This is a genomic window from Nonomuraea endophytica (assembly GCF_014203235.1).
Taxonomy (GTDB): domain Bacteria; phylum Actinomycetota; class Actinomycetes; order Streptosporangiales; family Streptosporangiaceae; genus Nonomuraea; species Nonomuraea endophytica.
Genome location: NZ_JACHIN010000002.1, coordinates 55,245 through 80,124, shown reverse-complemented (window position 1 = coordinate 80,124; position 24,880 = coordinate 55,245). Strand labels below are relative to the sequence as shown.

Annotated in this window: 21 protein-coding genes; 11 read left to right on the top strand and 10 right to left on the bottom strand. The window is 69.2% G+C overall.

What is annotated here, in order from left to right:
- The first annotated feature begins 909 nt into the window (after positions 1-909).
- Positions 910-3,123 carry a M64 family metallopeptidase gene (locus HNR40_RS08420; protein WP_312896241.1) on the top strand — a complete coding sequence of 738 codons (2,214 nt, stop codon included), beginning with the start codon at positions 910-912 and terminating at the stop codon, positions 3,121-3,123.
- 81 nt (positions 3,124-3,204) lie between these two features.
- Here HNR40_RS08420 and HNR40_RS08415 read toward each other — a convergent pair whose 3' ends face one another.
- Both HNR40_RS08415 and HNR40_RS08410 read right to left on the bottom strand, forming a co-directional pair.
- Entirely contained in the window at positions 3,205-4,236 is a 1,032-nt protein-coding gene (locus HNR40_RS08415) for a fatty acid desaturase family protein (RefSeq protein ID WP_184959669.1), read from the bottom strand.
- Positions 4,237-4,307: 71 nt separating this feature from the next.
- Entirely contained in the window at positions 4,308-4,865 is a 558-nt protein-coding gene (locus HNR40_RS08410; RefSeq protein ID WP_221340172.1) for a thymidine kinase, read from the bottom strand.
- 61 nt (positions 4,866-4,926) lie between these two features.
- Between HNR40_RS08410 and ettA the strand changes: the two genes are divergently transcribed.
- The 4 genes from ettA (at position 4,927) to HNR40_RS08390 (ending at position 9,181) form a co-directional block, all read left to right on the top strand.
- Positions 4,927-6,591 carry an energy-dependent translational throttle protein EttA gene (gene ettA, locus HNR40_RS08405; protein ID WP_184959665.1) on the top strand — a complete coding sequence of 555 codons (1,665 nt, stop codon included), beginning with the start codon at positions 4,927-4,929 and terminating at the stop codon, positions 6,589-6,591.
- 370 nt (positions 6,592-6,961) lie between these two features.
- Positions 6,962-7,477 carry a VOC family protein gene (locus HNR40_RS08400; RefSeq protein ID WP_184959662.1) on the top strand — a complete coding sequence of 172 codons (516 nt, stop codon included), beginning with the start codon at positions 6,962-6,964 and terminating at the stop codon, positions 7,475-7,477.
- A gap of 30 nt (positions 7,478-7,507) precedes the next feature.
- The gene (locus HNR40_RS08395; protein ID WP_312896240.1) at positions 7,508-7,930 is read left to right on the top strand and encodes an acyl-CoA thioesterase; all 423 of its coding nucleotides are present in this window, start codon (positions 7,508-7,510) and stop codon (positions 7,928-7,930) included.
- Positions 7,931-7,999: 69 nt separating this feature from the next.
- Positions 8,000-9,181: an MFS transporter gene (locus tag HNR40_RS08390; protein ID WP_281395108.1), complete on the top strand. Its 1,182-nt coding sequence runs from the start codon at positions 8,000-8,002 to the stop codon at positions 9,179-9,181.
- Positions 9,182-9,195: 14 nt separating this feature from the next.
- Here HNR40_RS08390 and HNR40_RS08385 read toward each other — a convergent pair whose 3' ends face one another.
- The 4 genes from HNR40_RS08385 to HNR40_RS08370 form a co-directional block, all read right to left on the bottom strand.
- Positions 9,196-10,713 (bottom strand): glycoside hydrolase family 13 protein, encoded by a 1,518-nt coding sequence (locus HNR40_RS08385; RefSeq protein ID WP_184959658.1) that lies wholly within the window; start codon positions 10,711-10,713, stop codon positions 9,196-9,198.
- Between the two features lie 17 nt (positions 10,714-10,730).
- Positions 10,731-11,111: a globin gene (locus tag HNR40_RS08380; RefSeq protein ID WP_184959656.1), complete on the bottom strand. Its 381-nt coding sequence runs from the start codon at positions 11,109-11,111 to the stop codon at positions 10,731-10,733.
- Between the two features lie 16 nt (positions 11,112-11,127).
- On the bottom strand, positions 11,128-12,039 hold the full coding sequence (locus HNR40_RS08375) for a mechanosensitive ion channel family protein (RefSeq protein WP_312896239.1): 912 nt from the start codon (positions 12,037-12,039) through the stop codon (positions 11,128-11,130).
- 496 nt (positions 12,040-12,535) lie between these two features.
- On the bottom strand, positions 12,536-12,790 hold the full coding sequence (locus HNR40_RS08370; RefSeq protein WP_221340171.1) for a hypothetical protein: 255 nt from the start codon (positions 12,788-12,790) through the stop codon (positions 12,536-12,538).
- A gap of 326 nt (positions 12,791-13,116) precedes the next feature.
- Between HNR40_RS08370 and HNR40_RS08365 the strand changes: the two genes are divergently transcribed.
- The 5 genes from HNR40_RS08365 (at position 13,117) to HNR40_RS56125 (ending at position 19,048) form a co-directional block, all read left to right on the top strand.
- Positions 13,117-14,649, top strand: coding sequence for an NsdA family TPR-like regulatory protein (locus HNR40_RS08365; RefSeq protein WP_246508773.1), 1,533 nt, complete (start codon positions 13,117-13,119; stop codon positions 14,647-14,649).
- Complete coding sequence (locus tag HNR40_RS08360) at positions 14,646-15,134, top strand: GNAT family N-acetyltransferase (protein ID WP_184959649.1); 489 nt, start codon at positions 14,646-14,648, stop codon at positions 15,132-15,134. The genes HNR40_RS08365 and HNR40_RS08360 overlap by 4 nt, the downstream gene beginning before the upstream one ends.
- A 234-nt stretch (positions 15,135-15,368) precedes the next feature.
- Positions 15,369-16,658 carry a DMT family transporter gene (locus HNR40_RS08355; protein ID WP_281395107.1) on the top strand — a complete coding sequence of 430 codons (1,290 nt, stop codon included), beginning with the start codon at positions 15,369-15,371 and terminating at the stop codon, positions 16,656-16,658.
- Between the two features lie 260 nt (positions 16,659-16,918).
- Positions 16,919-18,568, top strand: a complete 1,650-nt coding sequence (locus tag HNR40_RS08350; protein ID WP_184960481.1) for a tetratricopeptide repeat protein — start codon at positions 16,919-16,921, stop codon at positions 18,566-18,568.
- A 27-nt stretch (positions 18,569-18,595) separates the two neighbouring features.
- Positions 18,596-19,048 (top strand): hypothetical protein, encoded by a 453-nt coding sequence (locus tag HNR40_RS56125; RefSeq protein WP_184959645.1) that lies wholly within the window; start codon positions 18,596-18,598, stop codon positions 19,046-19,048.
- A gap of 43 nt (positions 19,049-19,091) precedes the next feature.
- On the opposite strand, the gene HNR40_RS08340 is transcribed toward HNR40_RS56125, so the two are convergent.
- Genes HNR40_RS08340 through HNR40_RS08325 form a run of 4 tightly spaced genes read right to left on the bottom strand, consistent with a single transcriptional unit; the run spans position 19,092 to position 22,892 of the window.
- A complete protein-coding gene (locus tag HNR40_RS08340) occupies positions 19,092-20,123 on the bottom strand; it encodes an ABC transporter ATP-binding protein (protein ID WP_184959643.1) in 1,032 nt (343 codons plus the stop codon).
- A complete protein-coding gene (locus tag HNR40_RS08335) occupies positions 20,120-20,929 on the bottom strand; it encodes an ABC transporter permease (RefSeq protein WP_184959642.1) in 810 nt (269 codons plus the stop codon). Before HNR40_RS08335 ends, HNR40_RS08340 begins: the two co-directional genes overlap by 4 nt.
- A complete protein-coding gene (locus tag HNR40_RS57085) occupies positions 20,926-21,819 on the bottom strand; it encodes an ABC transporter permease (protein ID WP_184959640.1) in 894 nt (297 codons plus the stop codon). The genes HNR40_RS08335 and HNR40_RS57085 overlap by 4 nt, the downstream gene beginning before the upstream one ends.
- Positions 21,816-22,892: an extracellular solute-binding protein gene (locus HNR40_RS08325; protein ID WP_184959638.1), complete on the bottom strand. Its 1,077-nt coding sequence runs from the start codon at positions 22,890-22,892 to the stop codon at positions 21,816-21,818. The genes HNR40_RS57085 and HNR40_RS08325 overlap by 4 nt, the downstream gene beginning before the upstream one ends.
- A 292-nt stretch (positions 22,893-23,184) precedes the next feature.
- Between HNR40_RS08325 and HNR40_RS08320 the strand changes: the two genes are divergently transcribed.
- Positions 23,185-24,615 carry an aldehyde dehydrogenase family protein gene (locus HNR40_RS08320; protein WP_184959636.1) on the top strand — a complete coding sequence of 477 codons (1,431 nt, stop codon included), beginning with the start codon at positions 23,185-23,187 and terminating at the stop codon, positions 24,613-24,615.
- The last annotated feature ends 265 nt before the right edge of the window (positions 24,616-24,880 follow it).

The window sequence follows — 24,880 nt, the reverse complement described above, 5'->3', positions numbered from 1 at the left end:
ACCACGGCAGCCATTCCTCCCACCTTGACCACCCCCACTCGACCCACCCCCACCCTGACCGCCCCCACCCCAACGGCCAGCCATTCCCCCCACCCTGACCGCCCCCCACCCCAGAACCCCTCCGACCACGCGGTATCCCGGCGCTTGTGGGTTTCGCTGCGGGCTCTTGCGGTCGCGCCGCCTCAGGACACGGGCACGTCTGCGGCCCGGGTGCTGCCTCAGGACCCGTGCGCTCGTGACGTGCCCTGGTGTCTCGGGCGTGTGGTGTGGCAGTGACGTGCAGGGGTGCCGCTGCCCACATGCCGCAGGCGTGCTACCTGTGCCGCTGCCGTGTGCCGTGTGCCGTGTGCCGTGTGCCGTGTGCCGTGCGCCGTGTGCCGTGTGCCGTGAGGCGTGTGCCGTGAGGCGTCGCGTTGGGGCCTTTCGGGGTACCTGGGGATTGCCGCGTGAGGTGTCGCGCTGTGGGCTTCCCGGGTAGTCGGCGATGTCCTGCCCGGGTGTGCCGGGAGGGCGTGCTGTCCGGGTGGTGGCGGGGGGTGTGCTGTCTGGGTGGGTGGTGGCGGGAGGGCGTGCTGTCCGGTGGAGGCGGGAGGGTGTGCTGTGTGGGTGGACCGGGGCGGGTGTGCTGGCCCGGGGGTGGGCGGTGGTGGGTGTGCTGGGTGAGTGGGTGGTTGTGGGTGTGTTGGCTGGGGTGGGTGGTGGGTTGGTGGGGGTGGGGGTATATCGCTGGGGTTATGCCCAGGTGAGATGGGACGGATGGGTGGCGTGCGCGGATAGTACTAGCACGTCATGTACCACACCCCGGAGGTCCCATTGCGCGCCACCGGCGCCTTAGCCGCCCTCTTGCTGGCCGGATCACTTCTCGTTCACCCGCTTCCCGCCAGTGCCGCCGAGCCAGGTGCGGCGACGGTGGTTCCGGTGCAGGTCACCGGGGATCCGGCCAAGCGTTTCAATCTGGTGCTTCTCGGTGACGGGTATACCGAGAGCGAGCAGGCCGCCTTCAAGACCGACGTGGACCGGCATCTCAACGTGATGTGGTCCATCGAGCCGTTCAAGAGCTACCGGAACTACATCAACGTCTACCGCGTGGACATCGTCTCGGCCGACTCGGGGATCAGTTGCGATCCGGATCTCAGTTCGCCGCGTAAGAACACGCCCTTGAGCATGGGGTTCTGGGGGCAGTGCAACGCACAGAGTGTCCAGCGGCTGATCACTATGAACAACTCCGCCGCCAACCGCTACGCCAGCATGGTCGCGGGCACCACGCCTGGCAATCGGCAGATTCTGGCGCTGGGCAACAGCAAGACGTACGGCGGCGCGGGCGGCTCCTACGCCACCGCCTCCGGCAGCAACGCGATGTCGGCCCTGATCAGCCCCCACGAACTGGGCCACTCCCTGGGCGGGCTCCAGGACGAGTACGACTACTACCAGCGTGGCGTCCCTGGCGGCGCCTATACCGGGCCTGAGCCGTCCAGTGCGCATCACTCGTTGCTGACCGAGCAGCAGATGCTGGACCAGAAGCGCAAGTGGTGGCGCTGGCTGGGTGAGGAGAGCGAGTCGGGCGGGCCGATCGCGCGGTTCGAGGGCGGGCTGTACGCCTCGACGGGGGTGTGGCGGCCCTCGCGGCACTCGATGATGAAGTCGCTCGGCTACTACTTCGACCAGGTCAGCCGCGAGGTGATGGTGCAGCGCATCACCGCGAAGACCGACGTGATCCAGGGTTCGACGCCGGTGAACGTGCCTGTGGGTGCGGATCGGGTGCTGTGGGTGGAGCCGATGCGGCCGCTGGGTCACGCGTTGAAGGTGACCTGGAGTGTGGACGGCGCCGCCGTACCGTCGACTGAGGATGCTCTTGACCTGCGGACCTTGAACCTGTCGCCGGGGAGGCACACGGTCACGGCGACGGTCGCGGACACGACGGAGTTCGTGCGGGACCCGGCGGTGCGCGCCGCGCTCACCCGCACCAGGACGTGGACGGTCGACACCGCGCTCACCACGCCGCCCGACGGGCTGGCGCCCGGCATCGTCTCCGCCGCCCCCGCGACCAGGCCGGCCGGGCGCGAGGACGTCATGTACGTGGAGACCACGCATCCGGCGCAGCAGCTCGTCCCCGTGACCTGGAAGCTGGACGGGACGAAGGTGGGCGACTCGGGCAGCGACTTCGCGCTCAAGGACCTGAGCCCGGGTGTTCACACGCTCACCGCGACCGCCGGAGCGGACACCGTTACCTGGACCGTCGACGGGACGCCGCCGACGACTGGCTATGAGCTGTCCGCGCCTGTGGTGAAGGACGGGGATCTGTACCTGTACAACGGGCCGTTCACGATGAAGCTGACCGGCCGCGACGACAAGGACGGCTACGTGGTGTCCGAGTCGCGCGTGGACGGCGACGGCTGGTTCAACTACTTCGGCTGGCCGACCTCGGCCGACCTGCCGTGGACGTTCAGCGAGAGCGGCACCGTGATCGACCATCTCGTGTACGGCAAGCTCCCGCGCGGCCGCCACACGATCGAGTACCGCTCCATCGACGCCGCGGGCAACTACGGCCGGTCCGGCAGCTTCCGGGTGGCCACGATGGCGCCGCCGCCCGCGTGCGACCGCACGGTCACCGGCACGTACCGGGGCGCGCTCGTGGTCACCTCCGGCGTCACCTGCCTGGAAGGCGCAAAGGTGTCCGGTCCTGTGTCGGTACGGCCGGGCGCCTCCCTGGTCATGCGCGGCGGCAGCATCTCGGGCGTCCTGAGCACGTCCCAGGCGGCACAGGTGCACCTGCTGAAGGGCCGCGTGAACGGCGCGGTGGAGATCAAGGGCACCAAGGAAGCCCTGGTCATCGCCGGTACCGAGGTGCGCGGGGCGCTCGTGCTCACCGGTAACCAGGCGCCGGCGCTGGCCGGGAGCACCGTACGCGGCGCGCTGGTCTGCACGGGCAACAGCGCCGCCCCGGCCAACCTGGGCGCGGCGAACCGGATCACCGGTGCGGCCACCGGCCAGTGCGCGCACGCGGGCCGTCCTGACCCGGCCGCCGCCAACACCGGCGCGCTGGCCAAGGCGGCGGCGGTGCCGTACACGGCGGTGGAGAACTCGACGGAGCCGCAGCACGGCGACGACGGCCACCGGCACTGACGGCCAAAGGCCACCGGCACTGACGCCGAAGAGGCGGGCGCTCCCCTCCCGCGCCCGCCCCTTCGACACCCCCCCGGGTGGCTACTCGAGGTTGCCCAGCCGCAGCGGCTCGCCGACCTCGTGCATGTGCTGCAGGGCCTCGCGGTGCGACTGGATCAGGCTCGTCTCGTAGTAGGGCACGTCGATCTCGGCGCAGTGGTCGCGGACGAACGACTGGGCGAGCGGCAGGTGCGGGCTGGGCATGTTCGGGAACAGGTGGTGCTCGATCTGGTAGTTGAGGCCGCCCATCGCGACGTCGGTGACGACGCCTCCCCGCACGTTGCGGGTGGTCAGGACCTGGCGGCGCAGGTAGTCGAGCTTCTCGCCCTGCTTGAGCGTGGGCATGCCCTTGTGCCCGGGGGCGAAGACCGAGCCCATGTACAGGCCCCAGAGTCCCTGGTGGACGGCGAGGAAGATCAGCGCTTTCACAGGCGACAGCACCAGGAACAGCGCGGCCAGGTACCCGACGACGTGAACGGTCAGCAGGACGCCCTCGACGGCCTTGAACTTGAGCTTCGGGTTGGTCAGCGAGCGGAAGCCGGACACGTGCAGGTTCAGGCCTTCGAGCAGGAGCAGCGGGTAGAACAGCAGCGCCTGGCGGGGGCCGATGATGCGGGCCAATCCCTTGCTGGAGCGCGCCTGATCCTTGGACCAGACGATGACGTCGGGGCGGACGTCCGGGTCGAGGTCCTCGTGGTTCGGGTTGGCGTGGTGGCGGGTGTGCTTCTCCATCCACCAGCCGTAGCCCATGCCGACGAGCAGGTTGCCGGTCACCCAGCCGGTCATCCTGGTGGGCTTCTCGGTACGGAACACCTGACGGTGGGCGATGTCATGGGAAACCAGCGCCACCTGGGCGAACATGACGGCGAAGAACACGGCCACGCCCACCTGCCACCAGGAGTCGCCGAGCGCGAAGAAGGCGGCCAGGCCGCCGGCGTACAGGCCGAGGATGAGGCCGATTCGCACCACGTAGTAGCCGGGGCGCCGGCGCATCAGGCCGGCGTCGGTCACGCGCTGGAGTAGCCGGGCGTAGTCGCTGCCGGTGCCCGGCCGCGCGATCGTCTCGGTGGTCATGATGACGAGTCTGTTGAAGATCTCCCCCCGTTCTAAGCCCGTGGACACCCCGAACCATAGGGGGGTTAGCCCTACCTTCTGACGTGGACCCGGCAACGGGCCTGGTACTTGTCCTCGCCCCCGACGTGCTCAGCGACCACATCGGTCGCGCTGCCGCCCGCGTGCGACACCCGCTCGTGGAAGATCGCGTCGTTGCCGCAGACCAGGCAGATCGAGGTGAGCTTCGTCACCCGCTCGGCCAGCGCCATCAGGGACGGCAGCGGCTCGAACGGCCGGCGGTCGAAGGTCACGTCCAGACCGGCGACGACCACGACGGCGCCGCGCACCGCCAGCCGGTCGGCGGCCTCGGCCAGATCGGGGCCGAAGAACTGGGCCTCGTCGACCGCGACCAGATCGGCTGCCGGGTCGGCCATGGACTCGATCTCGGCGGCGGTCGCGGCCGAGCGGGCGGGATGGTCGGCGCCGGCGTGGGAGGAGACCCGGTCGGCGCCTCTGCGCACGTCCAGCCGGTGGGTGAACACCTCGACCCGGCGGCCGGCGATGACGGCCCGCCGTACCCTCCGCAGGAGCTCTTCGCTCTTGCCCGCGAACATCGGCCCCGCGATGACCTCGACCCGTCCCTGGCGCACCCGCATACGTTAGCCGCAACCGTGGCCAGGGCGGGGCGCCGCACGCCCTAAGCTAGAGAGCATGGCCGAGTACATCTACACGATGCAGCGCGTACGCAAGGCGCATGGCGACAAGGTTGTCCTGAACGATGTCACGCTCTCGTTCCTGCCCGGCGCGAAGATCGGCGTGCTCGGCCCGAACGGCACCGGCAAGTCGACTCTGCTGCGCATGATGGCGGGCCTGGATCACCCCTCCAACGGCGACGCCAAGCTGATGCCCGGCTACACCGTGGGCATGCTCCAGCAGGAGCCGCCGCTCAGCGAGGACAAGACCGTCCTCGGCAACGTCGAGGAGGCGGTGGCCGAGACCAAGGGCATGCTCGACCGCTTCAACGAGATCGCCGAGCTGATGGCCACCGACTACAGCGACGCGCTGCTGGAGGAGATGGGCAAGCTGCAGGACGAGCTCGACCACCGCAACGCGTGGGAGCTCGACTCGCAGCTCGAGCAGGCGATGGACGCGCTGCGCTGCCCGCCGCCGGACGCCGACGTGACGACGCTGTCCGGTGGTGAGCGCCGCCGCGTGGCGCTGTGCAAGCTCCTGCTTGAGGCGCCCGACCTGCTGCTGCTCGACGAGCCCACCAACCACCTGGACGCCGAGAGCGTGCAGTGGCTGGAGTCGCACCTGGAGAAGTACGCGGGCACCGTCCTGTCCGTCACCCACGACCGCTACTTCCTCGACAACGTGGCCGGCTGGATCCTGGAGCTCGACCGTGGCCGCTGCTACGTGTACGAGGGCAACTATTCCACCTACCTTGAGGCCAAGGCGCAGCGTCTGAAGGTCGAGGGCCAGAAGGACGTCAAGCGCAAGAAGCGCCTGGAGGACGAGCTGGAGTGGGTCCGCTCCAACCCGAAGGCCCGCCAGACCAAGAGCAAGGCCCGTCTGCAGCGCTACGAGGAGATGGCCGCCGAGGCCGACAAGCACCGCAAGCTGGACTTCGAGGAGATCCAGATCCCGCCGGGCCCGCGCCTGGGCACCACGGTGATCAGGGCCGAGAAGCTCACCAAGGGCTTCGACGACCGCGTCCTCATGGAAAACATCACCTTCGACCTGCCCCGCAACGGCATCGTCGGCATCATCGGCCCGAACGGCGTCGGCAAGACCACGCTGTTCCGCATGATCACCGGCCAGGAGAAGCCCGACAACGGCGCGATCATCGTCGGCGACACCGTCAAGATCTCCTACGCCGACCAGTCGCGTGGCGGCATCGACCCGAACAAGAACGTCTGGGAGGTCGTCTCCGACGGCCTCGACTTCATCAAGGTCGGGCAGGTCGAGGTGCCCTCGCGGGCGTACATCGCGGCGTTCGGCTTCAAGGGCCCCGACCAGCAGAAGAAGGCCGGGGTGCTGTCGGGCGGCGAGCGTAACCGCCTCAACCTGGCGCTCACCCTCAAGCAGGGCGGAAACGTCCTCCTGCTCGACGAGCCCACCAACGACCTCGACACCGAGACGCTGGGCTCGCTGGAGAACGCCCTGCTCGACTTCCCGGGCTGCGCCGTCATCACCTCCCACGACCGGTGGTTCCTTGACCGGATCGCGACGCACATCCTGGCTTGGGAGGAGGGCTCGAACTGGTTCTGGTTCGAGGGCAACTTCGCCGACTACGAGAAGAACAAGATCGAGCGCCTGGGCGCCGACGCCGCCCGCCCCCACCGCGTCACCTACCGCAAGCTCCACCGCGACTAGCTCCGGTTTCCCGCCGTCCTCGTCCGCGAGGGCGGCGGGCTTTTGCGTTGTGGGCGTTTCCTGAGGTCGTGGTTCGGCTTGTGCGGGTGTTTCAGGTTCTTCTTGTTCTGGCTTACGGCCGATCGGGTGCTTCTCGCCGTCCGCGGCCCATCCGTTACGGCGGAGCCACCCCCACGCCACCCGCCGCCGTGGGCTCGCGCCGATCGGGGGGATCGCTTCTCACGTCGGACGTGGCACCCGCCGTCACGGCCCCGCCTGCCCAGACAAGTGCAACAACGGACCAGCGGCGCCGTGGACAGGAGCCGCGGTGCTGGGGCCTGCACGGGCATGTCTAGAATCAAGTTCTAGATGGCGCGAGAGGAGCCAAAGCGTGGGACTGGAACAAGATCTTGACGGCCTCGGCGTGACGTTCGACCACACGGCGGTGGCCGCCCCCCGGATCAGGGACCTGCTCCCGATCTACCAGGATCTGCTGGGCGGACGGCACCTGGGCGGCGGTGGCGACAGCCGGGCGGCCGGGTACCGGACCGTGCAGCTCACCTACACCGGAGGCGGCAAGGTCGAACTGATGGAACCCCTGGCCGGATCGGACTTCTTCGACAGCTTCTTCGCGCTGACCCGGGGCAGGGGCGGGGTCCATCACCTGAACTTCCACGTCACGGACATGGACGCGGCGGTGGCCAGGCTGACCGGGAAGGGGTACCGGCTGCACGGGCTGAACACCGGCGACCCGCGCTGGCGCGAGGTGTTCCTGCACCCGAAGGAGGCGCACGGGGTGCTGATCCAGCTGGCCCAGTCCGACGGCGACCACGGCGGGACCCGGGTGACGCTCGACGACGTGCTGGCCGGGCAGGGGTTCGACGGGAACGGCATCCCCAGCCCATAACCACACCATGACAGTCGATAGCGTGGAGGGGTGGTCAAGAGATCCCCGGCCAAGCGGCACATCTTCCCGAGGATGGTCAGGTTCGCCGACATCGACTCGCTCGGGCACGTCAACAACGTGCGGTTTTTCGACTATCTGGAGGACGCCCGGCTGGGGATGCTGCACATCGACCCGTATCGTGCCGGGGACGCGCCGTTCAAGGGGCTCGTGGTGGCCCGGCATGAGATCGACTACCGGCGTCCGCTGACGTTCCGGGCAGATCCGGTCAACGTGGAGACGTGGGTGACCGAGGTACGGCCGGTGCGGTTCACGCTGGAGTACGAGATCCGGGACGAAAAAGAGGTCTTCGTGACCGCCCGGTCGGTGCTCGTGGCCTACGACGTGGACCGCGCGGCGCCGCGCCGGCTGCTGGAGGACGAGCTCATCTATCTCAAGCGGTATCTCGCGGAGTAATACAGGCTCGCGCAAACAACCTCACATCGTGAAATATCGGAGGTTGTGGGCGATAAGAGGCGTTGGGGGATGCTGGGACTCGGCGTCAACGCTCATGCGAGTGTCACGCTCGGATTATTCGGGCTTCCCCTGGTCATGCCGGACATCCAGCGCGACTTCCAGGTGTCGCTGCCCGTCGCGGCGGTGATCGGGAACGCTCCCGGCATCGGGATCCTGCTCGCCCTCGTCGCCTGGGGCGCGCTGGCCGACCGGCGCGGCGAGCGGGTGGCGCTGGGCGCCGGGGTCGGGCTGGCCTCGCTGTTCTTGGCGGCGGCGGCGTTCGCGCAGGCGCCGTGGGCGGTCGTCGCGCTGCTCGCGCTCGCGGGCGCGGCCGGATCGGCGGCCATGGTGGGCGGCGGGCGCATCGTGCTGCGGTGGTTCGACCCGCCGGAGCGCGGCGTCGCGATGGGGCTGCGGCAGGTCTCCTACACGCTCGGGATGGCGGTGGCCGGGTTCCTGCTGCCCGCGGTGTCGAGCGCGTACGGGCTGTCGGGTGTGCTGCTGGTCTGCTCCGGGTTCTGTCTGGTCGCTGCGGTCCTGGCCGGTTTGCTGCTGGCCGAGCCGCCGCGCGAACTGGCCGCCGCGAGCGCTCCGCAGGCGGCCTCGCCGTACCGCAAGAGCGAGTTGTGGCGGGTGCACGGCACGAGCGCGCTGCACGTCGTGCCGCAGATCGCGGTCAGCACGTACGGCGTGGCCTGCCTCGTCGGCACCTACGGATGGGACAAGGTGCACGCGGGGCAGCTTTTCGGGGCGGCGGCCATCGGGGGAGCGGTGGTGCGGATCGCGGTGGGGCGCTGGTCGGACCGGACCGGGCTGCGGATGGGGCCGTTGCGGATCCTCACGGTCACCACGGCGGCGGTGCTCGCGCTGCTGGTCGGCGCGCAGGCGGTCTCCGGGATGGCGGCGATCGCGTGGGCGGGGCCGGTGACGCTGGCGCTGGCGGCGGTGATGACCGTGGCCGGGAACGGGCTGGCCTACCTGGCCGCGGGGGAGCTGGCCGGGCCCGGCTGGGCGGGGCGGGTGCTCGGCACGCACAACGGCGTCCAGAACGTCGTCGCCCTGGTCGCCGCGCCCCTGCTCGGTGTGCTGATCGCGCAGACGGGGTTCTGGGCGGGGTTCGGCGTCGGGCTGGTGTTGTGCCTGGCCTCGCTGCCGGTGATCCCGGTCGGCGCGGAGCGGGGCCAGGGGCGCCATGATCAGGACTCGTCATGACGCCCGCGGGCCGGCTAGGGGCGGTGGAGCCAGGCCGCCGTGTCGGGCGGGAGCAGGCCGCCGTCGAGCGGGCCGCTCGACAGAATCAGGCTCTCGTACGGCGGGAGCGGCACGGGTTCCAGGCCGCAGTTGAGCACGCAGGTCAGCGGGCCACGGGTGAAGAAAAGCGCACCTTCGGGGGAATCCAGCCACTCCACGGTGTATGGCAGGGAACGTATGAGGTCACGGCGGGTGGTCAGGGCTTGGCGGTAGAACTCGAGGGTTGAGGAGCTCTGTCCGGTCTGGGCTTCCGCGCTCAGTTCGCCGAAGACCTCCGGCTGGGGGAGCCAGGGCTTCACGTCGCCGGGCGAGAAGCCGTAGGAGGCGCCGCGGGCGGTCCAGGGCATCGGCACGCGGCAGCCGTCGCGGCCGGGGAGCTTGCCCTCGGACTGGATGAAGACTGGGTCCTGACGGGCTTCCGGGGGAAGATTCTTAACCTCTGGGAGTCCAAGTTCCTCCCCCTGGTAGAGGTATGCACTACCGGGCAGGGCGAGCATGGTGAGCAGTGCGGCTTTTGCCCTATTGAGGCCGGTTCCCGGGTCTTCGGTGTCGTAGCGGGTGCGGTGCCGTACCACGTCATGGTTGGACAGCACCCACGTCGCGAACGGGACCGTCGCCATCGTCTCGTCGATCACCTTCTTGAACGCCGTCGGCGACCACGGCGCCTGCAGCCACGCGAAGTTGAAGCTCTGGTGCAACTCGTCGGGCCGCACGTACTGGGCCAGATCCTCCGCCTTGTCCGTCCACACCTCGCCGACGGCCATGCGCTCACCAGGGTAGGAGTCCAGGACCTTGCGCCACTGCCGGTACACCTCGTGCACCTCCGGCTGCCCCCACACCGGCGAGACCGACGTGAACGACTGGTCCTCGACGTCGGGCAGCCCCTCGGCCTTGTACAGGCCCATGGCCACGTCGATGCGGAAGCCGTCCACGCCGCGATCCAGCCAGAACCGCAGGACGTCCAGGAACTCCGCGTGGACCTCGGGATCGCGCCAGTTGAAGTCCGGCTGCCCCGGCGCGAACAGATGCAGATACCACTGCCCGTCCGCCACCCGCGTCCACGCGGGCCCGCTGAACGTCGACTGCCAGTTGTTCGGCGGCAGCGCCCCGCCCTCCCGGAAGAGGTAGCGCTCGCGCCGCTCGCCCCGCAGCGCCTGCTGGAACCACTGATGCCGGTCGGAGCTGTGGTTCGGCACGATGTCCACAACCACCCTCAGCCCGAGCTCGTGCGCGTCGGAGACCAGCGACTCGAAGTCGCCCAGCGTCCCGAACAGCGGATCGACGTCACGGTAGTCGGCCACGTCGTACCCGCCGTCGGCCATCGGCGAGGTGTAGAACGGCGTCAGCCAGATCGCGTCCACACCCAGATCTCTGAGGTACGGCAGGCGCTCCCGGATCCCGGGAAGGTCGCCGACACCGTCACCGGAGGCGTCGGAGAAGCTGCGGACGTAGATCTCGTAGACGATGGCATCACGCCACCAGGGGATATCCATGTGGCGTGTCATGCCCGCTATGTCGGAGTGTTCACCATGCTGTGCGCCGCGTACACCAGATAGTCCCAGAGCCGCTTCTCCAGGTCCTCGGCCAGCTCCAGATCCTGGACCGCGTCGTGCATGTGCCGCAGCCAGGCGTCCCGTGCGGCCTCGTCGACCGGGAACGGCGCGTGGCGCATGCGCAGCCGGGGATGGCCGCGCTCCTGGCTGTAGGTCGTCGGCCCGCCCCAGTACTGGATCAGGAAGCCGCGCAGCCGGTCCTCGGCGCCGGAGAGATCCTCCTCCGGGTACATCGGCCGCAGCAAGGGGTCCTCCCTGACGCCCTCGTAGAAGCGGTGCACGAGGCGCCGGAACGTCTCCTCGCCTCCGACGGCGTCATAGAAGGAAATCTCAGTCACGGTATAAGCCTAAGTGTTAGGGGGCGATGGCTATTCCCGCTCCGTCCAGGGCGGCCTTGACGCGGAGCCTCAGCTCGCGGGCGACCTCTGCCTGGTGGGCTGGCAGCGTCTTGGCCGAGACCCGGAAGACCAGCGAACTGTCCGACAACTGCTCCACGCCGAAGACGCTCGGCTCCTCCACGATCACCGACTCGCGGAACTCGGGGTCCTCCCACAGCTCCGTGGTGACCCGCTGCAGCAGCTCGCGAACCGCCGCCACGTCGGAGTCGTAGGCCACCGGGACGTCCACGTAGGCGCGCGACCAGCCCTGCGACTCGTTGCCGACGCGGGCGATGGTGCCGTTGCGCACGTACCAGACCCGGCCGTCGGCGTCGCGCAGCCGCGTCACCCGGAGCGTGACCGCCTCCACCGTGCCCACGGCGGCGCCCACGTCCACGACGTCGCCCACGCCGTACTGGTCTTCCAGCAGCATGAACATGCCCGCGATGAAGTCCTTGACCAGCTCCTGCGCGCCGAAGCCGATCGCCACGCCGAGGATGCCGACGCTGGTGAGCAGCGGGGCGATGGGGATGGTCAGCCGGTCCAGCACGGTCAGGATGGCGGTGCCGATGATGACGATCGAGGCGATGTGCTTGAGTACCGAGCCCATGGTCTCGGCGCGCTGTTTGCGGCGTTCGTTGAGGAGGGCGTCGATGCCGTCGGTGGCGGCGCCGTTCTTGCGGAAGCGGCCGGCGATCGGGGTGGTGGTGGAGGCCCGGTTGACCACCCGGCCGATGAGGCGGTGCGCCAGATTGCGCACCAGCAGAGCCAGGACCAGGATCAGCGCGATCGTGATGACCGTCGCCAGAAGCGGCGCGAAGGAACCCACCGGAAGCAGGTCGTAGAGCAGGCTGCAGAACGACCCGTCATTCGTGCACGCCTTGCTCACATCGTTGATGAGTTGCGTCGGGTTGAGGGACGACGACGTGGAACTCGGCGAGGGGGACGGCGTGGATGACGGTGGAGCCAGCAGGAGCACGAGGTGGATCCCCTCCGGATGCGGTTCGGTCGACGGTCACTAATGAGCAAATCGCCTCAAAAGATACCGCCGACCGAACCGGCCGCCGTCACATCACGCCGGGGAAGACGGGGTCGCCATGGCCCGGGGCCGCGGAGGGCGGGCCTGGCGCTCCGGTGACGGGCAGCTCGGACGGGACACACACCCGGAAGCATGTCCCGTGCCGTTCTCCGGGAGGGATCCCCCGATGCACCCTCCGGTTCGACCCGGAAGGCGGCCTACAAGCTGAGAAAGGGGCCGGAACCGGCGAGATGCCCAAGGACTCCGCAAACGGAAACCCTCCGCACCGGGCACCTCGCCGGCTCCGAGAGGCCGCGCTGGGCGCGGTGAGCCGAGGTGGCTGCGCTCCACCCGGATCACCGCATGGTCACTCCCCCACCGCGGCGAGCACGCGTGCGACCTTGGTCGCCGCACCGGCCGGATCGTCGGCCGTGTGCAACCGTTCGCCCCACGACCAGCAGTACCACCAGTCGGGAACGTCGGCGTTCGGCCGGCAGGTGACGTTTTCGGACAGGCTGGTGGCCGCAGGATTGATGACCCGTACGAAGAGCCGGCCGGACTGCGTCCGCACTACTCTGGCGAGCAGCCCGTGGCTGCAGAGTTCCGCCGCGAGCCTCTCCAAGTGTCCGACGTTGTCGCCTCCCACCTCGATGCCTCCCTTGAGTCGTTGCTGGTGAGCAAAAGATGACTCAAGTCGGCCGGTGACGCAACGAGGCCCTTCGCGCACAGGGGGCGACGTTCTCCCTAGTGGGTTGTAAGAAACAGTCCGCGGGGGGACGATCCTTAACCGTAAGCTTCAAGAGGACGTTTTCAACCTGTCATTAATGGGCCATAGTTCTTGGTAGGCGCAGTGCTATCTTTGGACTACGCTGCGTCAGCGGTAGCGGACCCGTCGGGACGTGTGTGAGAGGGGCCGGGATGTCCGGCAGACAGCACAGGGAAACGGAAATGGCACGGCGGATCCGGGCCAAGGGCCTTGCCGCCGGCCGTACCGCTGCCCAGATCGCTGAGGAGATCCACGAAGCCTGTGAGCCACAGTTCGGGACGACCAAGATCAAGGGTCACCGCCTGAGCCACGGCATCGCGCTGGCCGACGTCATCGAGCAGGTTCGCGCCCTGTTCGAGCGTGATGAGAAGCCGCCGCCGGGCATCGGTGAGACGTTGCTGTCGGCGTACGAGAGCGGGCTCAAGCGGCCCGGACCCGAATACCTCCACTACCTGTGCAGCGTCTACCGGGTCGAGCCCAAGTCGCTCGGCTACGACGGCCCCTGCATCTGCGGCCACGGGCACCGGATGCCCGGTGTGGTCCGCAGCGAGACGATCGACGCCATCGAGATCGACCGCCCGCGCGACGTCTGGGTCCCGGCCTCCTCGACCGAGCCCACCGACGAGGCCGGCGAAGAGCACGAGAACGTCATGCGCAGGACGTTGTTAAGGCTGCTGCGCGGCGACACGTCGCTCAAGCTCGACGCCCAGGTCATCGGCGCCGCCGAGGGCATCAGGAGACGGATGGACGAGATGCTGGTCTCGTCGTCCGTCTCCGCCGCCATGCTCGACCAGTGGGAGGACGCGACCCTCGCGTTCGGCCGGCAGTACACCACGACCGCGCCCTTGCGGTTGCTGTGTGACGTGCTGCTGGAGCTGAGCGCGGTGCGCGCCGCGATGTCGCGCAGGCAGCCGATCGACCTTCAGGAACGGCTGTGCCGCATGGCCGCCCAGCTCGCCGGGCTGAGCGGCATGATCATGATCAACCTGGGCGACCACCGGCTGGCCAGGTCCTTCTTCCGCACCGGCCGGACCGCGGCCGACGAGACGGGCGACCGGGCCCTGCGCGCGTGGGTCACCGCTCGCGAAGCTCTCGTACCCCTCTATTACGGCGACGCCCGCGAAGCGCTCAACCTCGCGAAGAAGAGCCGCGACCTGGCCGGGCAGACATCCTGCGCCGCGCAGGCCATGGCGCCGGTCGTGGAGGCCCGCGCGCTCGCCATGATCTCCGGCACCGACAGCAAGAAGGAGATCGTCGACCAGGCCAAGAAGGCGCTGTTGCGGGCCAGGAACGCGTTCACCCACATGAAGGCGCACGAGCAGGAAGACGTCGCCTTCGGCTACACCGAGAAGCAGCTCTACTTCTACCAGGGTGACGTCCTCACCAAGCTCGGGCAGACGCTCGAAGCGGAGGTCGTCCTGGGCCAGGCGCTCGACAAATACTCCGACCACATCCTCGACCAGACGCTCATCCGCCTGGACCAGGCGCAGTGCCGCCTGATCGAGGGCGACGTCGGCGAAGCGCTCAAGATAGGCACGGCCGCTCTCATGAAACTCACCGACGAGTACCGCACCGAACTCGTCATGCGGCCCGCTCTGCAGTTGGAGCAGTCCGTGAAAGCCAGGGAACCCAACCACCCCGACCTGCCGGACTTCCAGAGTCAGCTCTACAAGCCACAGGCGGCACCCGTCGGGGAAGGGAGCAATGGTGCATGAACCTGAAGATCAGGCGCTACCGCTGGTCTGACCTTGACACGATCCTCGCCCTGCACCGGATCTGCCTCGCGGAGGTGGGCCTGGCGCCGGGCGACGGCGTCTATTACGACGACGACTTCCCCCGCATCCAGGAGATCTATCTGGCGTGCGGCGGTGACTTCCTCGTCGGCGAGGTCGACAGCCGGGTCGTGGCCATGGGTGGCATCAAGCCCGTCGACGCCGGCATGGCCGAGATGTGCCGGCTGCGGGTGCATCCGCAGTTCCAGCGGCGCGGCTTCGGCCGGGCCATGGTGCAGGCTCTGGAGGCGCGGGCACTGGAGCTCGGCTTTCACAGCGTCCAGGGTGACACCACGCTCAACCAGAAGGCCGCTCTGGCGCTGTACTTCGCGCTGGGGTGGCAGGAGGTCTCCCGGCGGAACGTGGGGTCTCTGACCGTCGTGTTCATCGAGAAGCGCCTCACCTCCGCGGCCGTCGCGGAACGCTGATCCGTCCTTCTCCGGGGCGCCAGTCACGACTGGCGCCCCTTTTCACGTCCGGGGAACGTGGAAGGAGATGCCCAAGGTGGCCGGGGGAATTGTGGGGATTGGACGATTCGTCAGGGGGGCCGGGTAGGGGTGTGCGAACCCGTGAGTGAGGAGCTTCACTCCGAGTGGTAGAGGAGCATCACCAGCTCCGGGCTGTACACCAACGGCTGCTGATTGTAGTGCCATGCTTTTCCCATGGCAGGCGTGCCCGCTCCCCGACCCCTCCTGGGAGCCGTGCTTCTGTTGTTCGTCAGCGCCGCTTGGGGGTCGGCGTTTCCGCTGATGAAGGACCTCATTCACCGGTTACCAGTGGAGGATCTGCTCGCCGAGCGATACACCATCGCGGCGATCACTCTCGTTCTCCTCCGGCCGGGGTGTCTGCGGGGGCTTTCGCGATCCACCTGGATCAACGCGATCGTTCTCGGGGTGATGTTCGGTGTGGGGCAGACGGCCCAGGCGGTCGCGCTGGAGAGTCTGCCCTCCTCGGTGTCCGGCTTCGCGGTGGGGTGCAGCGTGATCATCACGCCGCTCCTCGCGCTGGCGCTCTTCCGGGTTCGCGTCCCGATGCGGGTCTGGGTGGGAGTGGCGCTGGCGATGGCGGGGATGACGGTGTTCACCCTGCTGAGCGGGGCCGAGGACCACGAGCTATCCATTGTCGCGCTGGCCGCCACGCTCGGGGCGGCGGCGCTCTACTCGGGGCACACGCTGCTGCTGGCGCGGGTGTCCAGGGCCAGGCAGGGCTTCAACGCCTATGCCGTCACCGTCATCCAGCTGGCCACGATCGGCCTGTCCACCGGCGCCTTCGCGGCGCGTGACGGGATCGTGCTCCCGTCCACCGGGGGCGACTGGACGATCCTGGCGCATCTGTCGGTGGTGGCCTGCGCGCTGGGCTTCCTGGCACGTTCCTACGGGCAGATTCACGTGCCGGCGGTGCCGAGCGCGGTGCTGATGTCGTCGCAACCGCTCTGGGTGGCGGCGATCGCGGTGCTGTGGTTCAGCGAGCCGGTCGGGCTGAGCCTGATCATCGGCGGCGGGCTCATGGCGGGGGCGATGCTGCTCGTCGTACCCGGGCGTGGCGGCCCGCCGATGTCGGGCGAGGTGGCGAGGACCGAACAGTCCCCGCCGAGCTCCGACGCCGGGCTGCTGCGGGTCTCGCGCCGCGCCTCCAAGGTCCTCGCGGACCTTAGGGTCAAACGCGACGATCCTCTCAAGTTGGTCCGTACGGCGCTGCCGATCGTGCCGGTCAAGGCGATGGCCTGCACGGAGAGGGAGTCGTGTCCGTGGAACAACCGAGCCGTCAAGGGCAGCGGCGAGCCGAGTCTCGACCGCCTGCTCCAGCGTGCCACGGCGATCGTCAGGGCGCGCTCGACCGTGGGACCGGGGTGCTGTCAGTCGGTGACCTTGCTGGGTCGCTGTCTGTGCACGCTCATCGAGGAGGCAGAACGGCAGAAGGTCACCGCAGCAAGCTGGTTTCGGCCCAACTAATCAACAAATAACGGCCAATAAGCTACAACAAGTTCTCACCTATTGGCCTCCGGCTTATTCCTTATAAATCTTGATATTCGGTGGAGTGTCCGAATAATGGTGAATTACCCCCGTACAGAGAGGTACACCATGAAGCGCATCGTCGTCCGTAAGCCAGGAACCGCGAAGCTTACCGGGACCTCCAGCGTCATTCACCAGGGGTGATCGAGAACAGGTCCCATCTCAGGGTTCAGGGTGCACCACCGGCCCAAGTGGACGAGATGTCGCTGCTGATGCCGCCGATCGACGCGCACCGGCTGCCTCATGGTCCCTATACCGTCGGGGCAGCGCTACTGCACCACCTCGTGCCGGCCGCCATGGAACGTTCTAAACGTCTCGTGGCGGCCCACGACATTGAGATCCGTGCTGCCGCGCCCGGTCTTCGCGACCGGGTGCCGGCCAGGCGGGTGACGCTCGACGCCGAACTACCCGACGACGAGCGGATCCTGGTCCCCGCGCCCCGCCGTACGCTCAGGATCGCCAACGGGCTCGCCGAGTTCGTGCGCATGGTCGCTCCGCCCGGCGGCACCGTCGTGGTGTGCAACGCGGCGCGGGCCGACCCCACTGACGCCGAACTGCTGAACGTGCTGATGCGCAGGGTTCCGGCGGAGGTGCTGAGCTTCACCGTCTACGAGGACGGACCCGAACATCCCGGCGACGAGCGCGACGCCGAGGAGCTGTGGCTTGCGGTCGACCGGTGTGTGCGGGAGGGGTTCCTGCACGCGGTGGTCGAACTGGGCGAGCGCGGCATGGACCGCGCCCCGGCCGGTGGCGCCCTGTGGTGGCGCTTCGCCCAGCGCACCGCGACCGCGCTCGGCGGGCTCGGCCGTACCCGGGAGGCGCGGGCGCTGTGGGAGCGCGTGCGGCGCGTGAGCCAGGATCCGGCCGTCCACGCCGCCGGCGCGTACGGCATCGCCATGCTGGACGCCCGCCACCCCGATCCCGCGCAACGCGACCTGGGCCGGGCCCGCGCCTGGCTCAACCAGGCGATCGCCATCTCGACCCTGCTGCCCGACCCGGTCGAGCGCGCCTTCAAGCTCGGCTTCGACCGCAACGGCCTGGCCCTGGTGGAGCTGCGGCTCGGCAACGCCGGGCGGGCGCTGGAGCTGGTGGAGTCGGCGGTTCAGCTGGCCAAGGGACTGGGGGAGCGGCACCCGGTGCACCGGATGGTGCTGCTGGCCAACCGGGCTCAGTTGCTGGCCGGCGCGGGCCGTACCCGCGAGGCGCTGCAGGACTACGACGCGGCGATCGCGCTGGACCCCGCCTTCCCCGACTACTACGTCGACCGAGGCAACCTGCGCTTCCGGCTCGGCAGGTACGCCGAGGCGCTGGCCGACTACGAAGCGGCGATCGAGGCGGGCCCGCCGCTGCCCGAGGCGTACTACAACCGGGCCGAGCTGCGCCTGGCCGAGGGCGACGAGGAAGGCGCCCTGGCCGACCTGGGCCACGTGATCGTGCTGGATCCCGGCTACCTCGACGCCTACATCAACCGGGCCGGGCTGCTGGCCGCCGCCGAGCGGGACGAGGAGGCCAGGGCCGACGTGACGGCCGGGCTGCTGCTGGCGCCGGGCAATCCGCACCTGCTGGCGGTTCTCGGCCAGTTGGAGACCGCCGCCGGCCGGTACACCACCGCGCACGAGGCGTTCGAGCTGGCCGTCGCGGCGGCGCCCGAGCTGGCCGCGGCCTGGGCCAACCGGGGCGTGCTGCGCTACGAGACGGGAGATCTGGAAGGCGCGGTGGCCGACCTGACCCGGGCACTGGAGCTGGAACCGCAGGCCGACGTGCACGCCAACCGGGCCGTCGCGCTGCGCGAGCTGGGCCGGGTCGCCGAGGCCGCCTGGGACGAGAAGCGGGCCGCCGACCTCGCGTAGATCACGATGATTGGCCATGATGGGGCCATGCGGGGGCGGTGGGTGAGAGCGGCGGCGGTCTACGCCGCGCTGGGGCTGGTGTGGTGGGCCAGCGTCGAGCTGATCTACCAGGCTGTCGGCTGTGAGGAGTGGGGATGCCTGGTCACGCTGCTCGGGACCCAGGCGGCGGTCTCGGCGGCGGTGCTGGTCGGCGCTGGTTACCTGCTGCGGCTGGTGAACGTGGCGCGGGCGGCGGCGACCGGGTGGCTGGCGGCTGTGCTGGTCGCGCTGGTCCTGCTCGGGCAGTGGGTGCTGCCGGTGTGGACCGACACGGTGCCGGACAGCGTGTCGGCGGTGGTGGCGTTCGGGCTGAGCGGGGCGGCGGCCGCGGTGGTGACGGAGCGGGGGCTGCCGGGGTGGTTGCGGGTGCTGGTGCTCCTGGTCGTGGGGGCGGCGGTCCCGGTCACGCTCGCGTGGGTACTGGCCACAGGAAACGGCTGACCGGGCGATCGGGGGATCGCCCGGCGGGGCCGCACCGGAAATGTCAGGCGGGGAAGACCTGGACGTGCGCGTCGGCGACGCGCATGCGGACCTCGTCGCCCGGTGTGAGGCCGGCTGCCGCGCGCGAGGAGATGTCGGCGAAGACCGTGGCGGGGTGGCCGTTGACCTGCACCTGCGTGTAGACGCGGGTGGTGGCGCCGAGGAAGACGGTGACGTCCACGGTGGCGCGGGCGCCCTCGCCGTCGCGGGAGAGCTCGACGTCCTCGGGGCGGAACATGGCGAGGACCCGCTCCGACGGCGCCTGCACGTCGAACGCGCCGCCCGCGCGCACCCTGCCGTCGACGGCGGACAGTTCGAGCGTGTTGCGGTTGCCGACGAAGCCGGCGGCGAAGCGGGTGGAGGGCGCGGTGTAGATCTCGGCGGGCGGGCCGCACTGCTCGATGTCGCCGGCGTTCATGACCGCGACGCGGTCGGAGATGGCCAGCGCCTCGGCCTGGTCGTGGGTGACGAAGACGGTGGTGATGCCGACCTGGTGCTGGATGCGGCGTACCTCGTCGCGCAGCCGGGTGCGTACCTGGGCGTCGAGGGCGGACAGCGGCTCGTCGAGCAGCAGCACCTCGGGGCCGGGCGACAGGGCGCGGGCGAGCGCGACGCGCTGCTGCTGGCCGCCGGAGAGCTGGTTCGGCAGCCGGTCGCCCAGCTGGTCGAGGCCGACGAGGGCGAGCATCTCGTCCACGCGCTCCTTCGTGCGCCCGCGGTCCTGCTTGCGCACGGTGAGCGGGAAGGCGACGTTGCCGCGGACGGTGAGGTTGGGGAAGAGCGCGTAGGACTGGAAGACCATCCCGATCGGCCGCTTCCTGACCGGCACGCCGGACATGTCGGCCCCGCCGATGGTCAGCCGGCCGCTGTCGAAGGCGGTCAGTCCCGCGATGCAGCGCAGCAGCGTCGTCTTGCCGCAGCCAGAGGGCCCGAGCAGCGCCAGCATCTCGCCCTGCTCCACGTGGACGCTGACGCCGTTGAGCGCCGTGTGCCCGGAAAAGCGCTTGGTGATGCGGTCGAGTACGACATGGCTCATGAGATGGTGTTCCCTCCCATGCTCGCGCTCACCCTGCCGCGGCCGAGCCAGACGACCAGGGCGGACAGCGCGAACAGCAGGCCGAAGGTGAAGATGGTGACGACGGCGAGCGCGTTGGGGTCGCCGAGCGTGCGGGAGACGAACTGGCGGGCCGACCACAGCGGAAGCGTCTCGAAGCTGACGCCGACGAGGATCTTGGCCAGCGCGAACTCGTTCATGGCGGTCGCGATGACCAGCAGCGCGCCGGAGACGACGCCGCCGCGAATGGCCGGCACGATGACCTTGAGCAGCGTCCGCATCGGGCTGGCCCCGCACGTCGCAGCGGCCTCGCTCAGCTGTACGGCTCCCGCCGCCAGCAGCGAGCTCTCCACCGCTCGGTACATGAACGGGAAGGAGATCGCCGCGGTCGAGGCCGCCAGCAGCCAGAACGTGCCGAACAGCTGGGGAGCCACCGACTTGGTGACGAGCTGGATCCCCGCCCCCACGACCACCCACGGGATCGCGAACGGGATGACGGCGATCGTCTGGATCATCGAGCCGATGCGCGGATTGTGCACCACCGACCAGTACGCGGCCGGCACGACCAGCACGATCTCGATGACGACCACCACGGCCGACAGCAGCAGCGAACGCCCGAGCGCGCCGACCACGTCCGGCTTGGCGAAGACGTTGATCCAGTGGCTCAGCGTGTAGCCGTCGGGCAGCGGGGTGTCGGTCCACCGGGTGGCCACCGAGTAGAGCAGCGCGGCCAGCAGCGGCAGGCCGAAGTAGACGGCCAGCAGGCCGAGGAAGACGCGTCTGGTCACAACCACCTCGCGGCGCGCTTGAGGCAGAGCCGGTAGAGCACGGTGGCTCCGATGGCCAGGATCATCAGCAGCACCGACAGGACGGCGGCGCGGCCGAGGCCGAAGACCGAGGTCTCCAGCGTGGTGCCGATCTGCAGGGTGATGAGCTTCTGCGAGCCCGGCGAGGCCGCCACCGCGTACGCGACGGCGTAGACCCCGATCGTCCAGGTGAAGACCAGCAGCCAGCCGGCGATCACGAACGGCGACAGCACCGGGATGCCGACATACCGCCAGAACTGCCACCGGGTCGCCTTGCAGACCTCGGCCGCCTCCTGCCAGTCGTTCTTGAGCACGCTCAGCGCGGGCAGCGTGAGCAGGACGAACATCGGCACGTTGAAGTACAGGTAGACCAGGTTCATGCCGTTGAAGGAGCCGGTCGAGGGGAACGGGTTGCCCTCGACGCCGAGCAGCGCCTTCAGGATGAGCGTCAGCATGCCGGTGGAGCCGATCAGCGCGACGAAGCCGAAGGCCAGGCCGATGCCGGCGAAGTTCGACGCCACGTTCATGAGCGAGAGCCAGAAGGCGCGCCCGCCCAGGCGCATCCGGGTGATCAGCCAGGCGGCGGGGGCGCCGATCGCGGTGGCCAGCGTGGCCTGCACGACGCCGAGCGCCAGTGAGCCGCCGATGGCCTGGCGGTCCACGGGGTTGCTCGCGACCTTGGTGATGTGCTCGAAGCCGAGGCCGCCGTCCGGCAGCGCGAAGCTCTCGTACACCAGCATGATCGCGGGCAGCACCAGCGTGGCCGTGGTGAACACCAGCAGGGGCAGCGCCGGCCCCCACCTGGTGAGGAATCTGCGGGGGGACAACCGGCGCGTGAGCATCGCCGGTCGTCCCTCTACGTGGGAGGTCACGCGAGAACCTTGGCCTCCCAGTCGGCGAGGATCGTCTCGACGTTGACCTTGGTGATCTCGATCTCCTTCACGGGCGCGTACGCGCTCTCCGGCAGCCAGTTGGCCTTCGCCTCGGCCGGGACCTGGAGGTCGCCGTTCAGGGCGCGGATGGGGCGGGCGCCGAACTTGGCGAACAGGAGCTGGGCCTCGTCGGACAGCACGTACTCGAGGAAGCCCTTGAGGAAGTCGCCCTTCTTGGTGTTGTACTTGTTGATGATCAGGCCGGAGGGCGACCAGACGGAGCCGTCGGCCGGGATGATCACCTCGACGTTGACGTTCTTCTCCTTCAGCGCGGTCTTCTGCGCGATGCCGTTGAAGTCGTAGTTGATCTGGATGGGGGCCTCGCCCTTCTCCAGCGTCTCCTCGCTCATCTTGACGTCGCTGAGGTTGCCGGTGTCCTTGAGCTTCTTGAAGTAGCCGTAGGCCGGTGCAAGGTTGTCGGCCGAGCCGCCGTTGGCGACCGCGGCGGCCACGACCATGGCCTGGCCGGTGCCGGACGAGGTCGGGTTCTTGGTGGCGATCATGCCCTTGTACTCCGGCTTGAGCAGGTCGGCCCAGCTCTTGGGCGGGTTCTTGACCTTGTCGGTGTTGACCACGAAGGCGGGCGCGCCGACGAAGGTGGCGACCCAGCCGCCTTTGCCCTTCTGCCAGTCCTTGAGCTTGGCGGCCGACGGCGGCTGGTAGGCGGGCACCACGCCCTTGGCCTCGGCGACCGGGCCCCACATCAGGCCGATGTCGCTGGCCGTGGCGATGGGGTTGGCCTTCTCCGCGTCGATGCGGACGATCTCCTCCGAGGACGACATGTCGGTGTCCTTGTGGGCGCAGGCGCCGTTGTGCTTGGCGCAGAACGTCTTCACCACCTCGCCGTAGTTGGCCCAGTCGGGGGCCAGGCCGTACGTGGGCAGTTCCTTGCCCTGCTCGGCGATCTTCGCGGCGTCCGGTGCGGCGGCCCAGTCGTAGTCACTCGCACCCGCTCCGCCACAGGCCGTCAGCGCGAACAGGGATGCGAGAGCAACCCCGATACGAATTTTCATCCTTTATCTACCCTTCTGAGGGATTTCGCACCGAATGCTGGCTTATGTCGGATATCCCTCGGGCTTCAAGGAGGTGAATTCGGGGTGAACTCGCGCCTTGCCATCGAGAGGGGTGGCTTTCGGCATGTCTAGTCCAGGTGTACGGCCCGGCCAATGTGTGATTTGCCTATGGCGGCCATAGGCAGAGGCGTATAGCCGCTGTCTATCGGGGGCATCAGGCTTATCCCCCTTGTCCGGAACATCCCTGGCAGTGAGGCTTTGCCGTACTAGAACATGAGAGGAAAGGAACTCGATGGCGACGATCCCGAGTCGCTACCTGCTCAACCACATCGGAGGCGAATGGCGTGCCCCCGAGAGCGGGCAGACCCGGCCGAACATCAACCCGGGCGACGTCTCCGACCACATCGGGGATTTCGCCGAGTCCGGCGGCGCCGACGTCGAACTGGCCGTCGAGGCGGCCGCCGCGGCCATGCCGGCGTGGAAGGCGCTCGGGCCGATCAAGCGGGCCGAGCACCTGCGGGCCGCCGAGCGCCTCATCGAGGAGCGGGCGGAGGACTTCGCCCAGGCGATCACCCGCGAGCAGGGCAAGCTGCTCAAGGAGGCCCGCGGCGAGGTGAAGCGGGCCCTCGCCATCCTCGACTTCACCGCGGGGGAGGGGCGCCGGCTCAAGGGCGAGACGCTGCCGGCCGAGGAGCCGCGGACCTTCGCCTACACCTTCCGCGCGCCGATCGGCGTCGTCGGGCTGGTCACGCCGTGGAACTTCCCGCTGGCCATCCCCATGTGGAAGGTCGCGCCCGCGCTGCTGGCCGGGTGCGCGGCGGTGCTCAAGCCGTCGCCGTTCACGCCGCTGACCGCGGCGCTGCTGGTGGAGGCGTTCGTGGACGCGGGCGTGCCCGCCGGGGTGCTCAACCTCGTGCAGGGCGACATCGCCGCCGGTGAGGCGCTGGTCTCCCACCCGGGAGTGGCCGGCATCAGCTTCACCGGATCGCTGCCGGTGGGCCTGGCCATCCACACCGCGGGCGCGCCCCGCCTGCTGCGCACGCAGCTGGAGCTCGGGGGCAAGAACGCCGTGCTGGTGCTGGCCGACGCGGACCTCGACAAGGCGGTGAAGGCCACGGCGTTCGGCGCCTTCGGCCAGTCCGGGCAGCGGTGCAGCGCCACCTCCCGGGTCGTCGTGGACAAGGCGGTCAAGGAGCAGTTCCTGGACAAGCTGGTCGCCGAGGTCGCGCAGATCAAGGTCGGCGCCGACATCGGCCCGGTGATCAGCGAGGCGCGCATGCAGGCCTGCCTGGACGCGATCAGAACCGCCCAGGAGGCCGGCGCGAAGGTCGTCGCGGGCGGCGGGCGGGCGCCCGGCAACGGCTTCTACGTCGAGCCGACCGTGCTGCGCGACGTGCCGTGGGACAGCGAGATCGCCCAGGAGGAGATCTTCGGGCCGGTGCTCTCCGTGGTCGACTGCGACGGCTTCGACGACGCCATGCGCATCTCCAACTCGGTCAAGTACGGCATGAGCGGCACCATCTTCACCCAGGACCCGGCCCTCATCTTCGAGGCGCTGGAACGCTTCGAGGCCGGGATGCTCCACGTCAACCGGCCCGGCGTGGGCGCGTACGCGCATCTGCCGCACATGGGCGCCAAGCTGTCGCAGTTCGGCCCGCCCGAGTGCTCGCCGCAGGTCTGGGACTTCTACACCGAGTGGCGGTCGGCGTGCGTAAGTTACTGACCGCCACCGAGGCCGTGTCCTGGTTCGTCGAGCCTGGCTCGGTCGTCGGGCTGAGTCGATGCGCGTGGGCAGAACATGGACGGAAGTCGTGAGTATGGGAAAGGTTCTCGCGGCCGAGGATGCGGTGGCGCAGTTCGTGCGGGCGGGTGCGGTTGTCGGGCTGAGTCGGTGCGCGTGGGCAGAACATGGACGGAAGTCGTGAGTATGGGAAAGGTTCTCGCGGCCGAGGATGCGGTGGCGCAGTTCGTGCGGGCGGGTGCGGTTG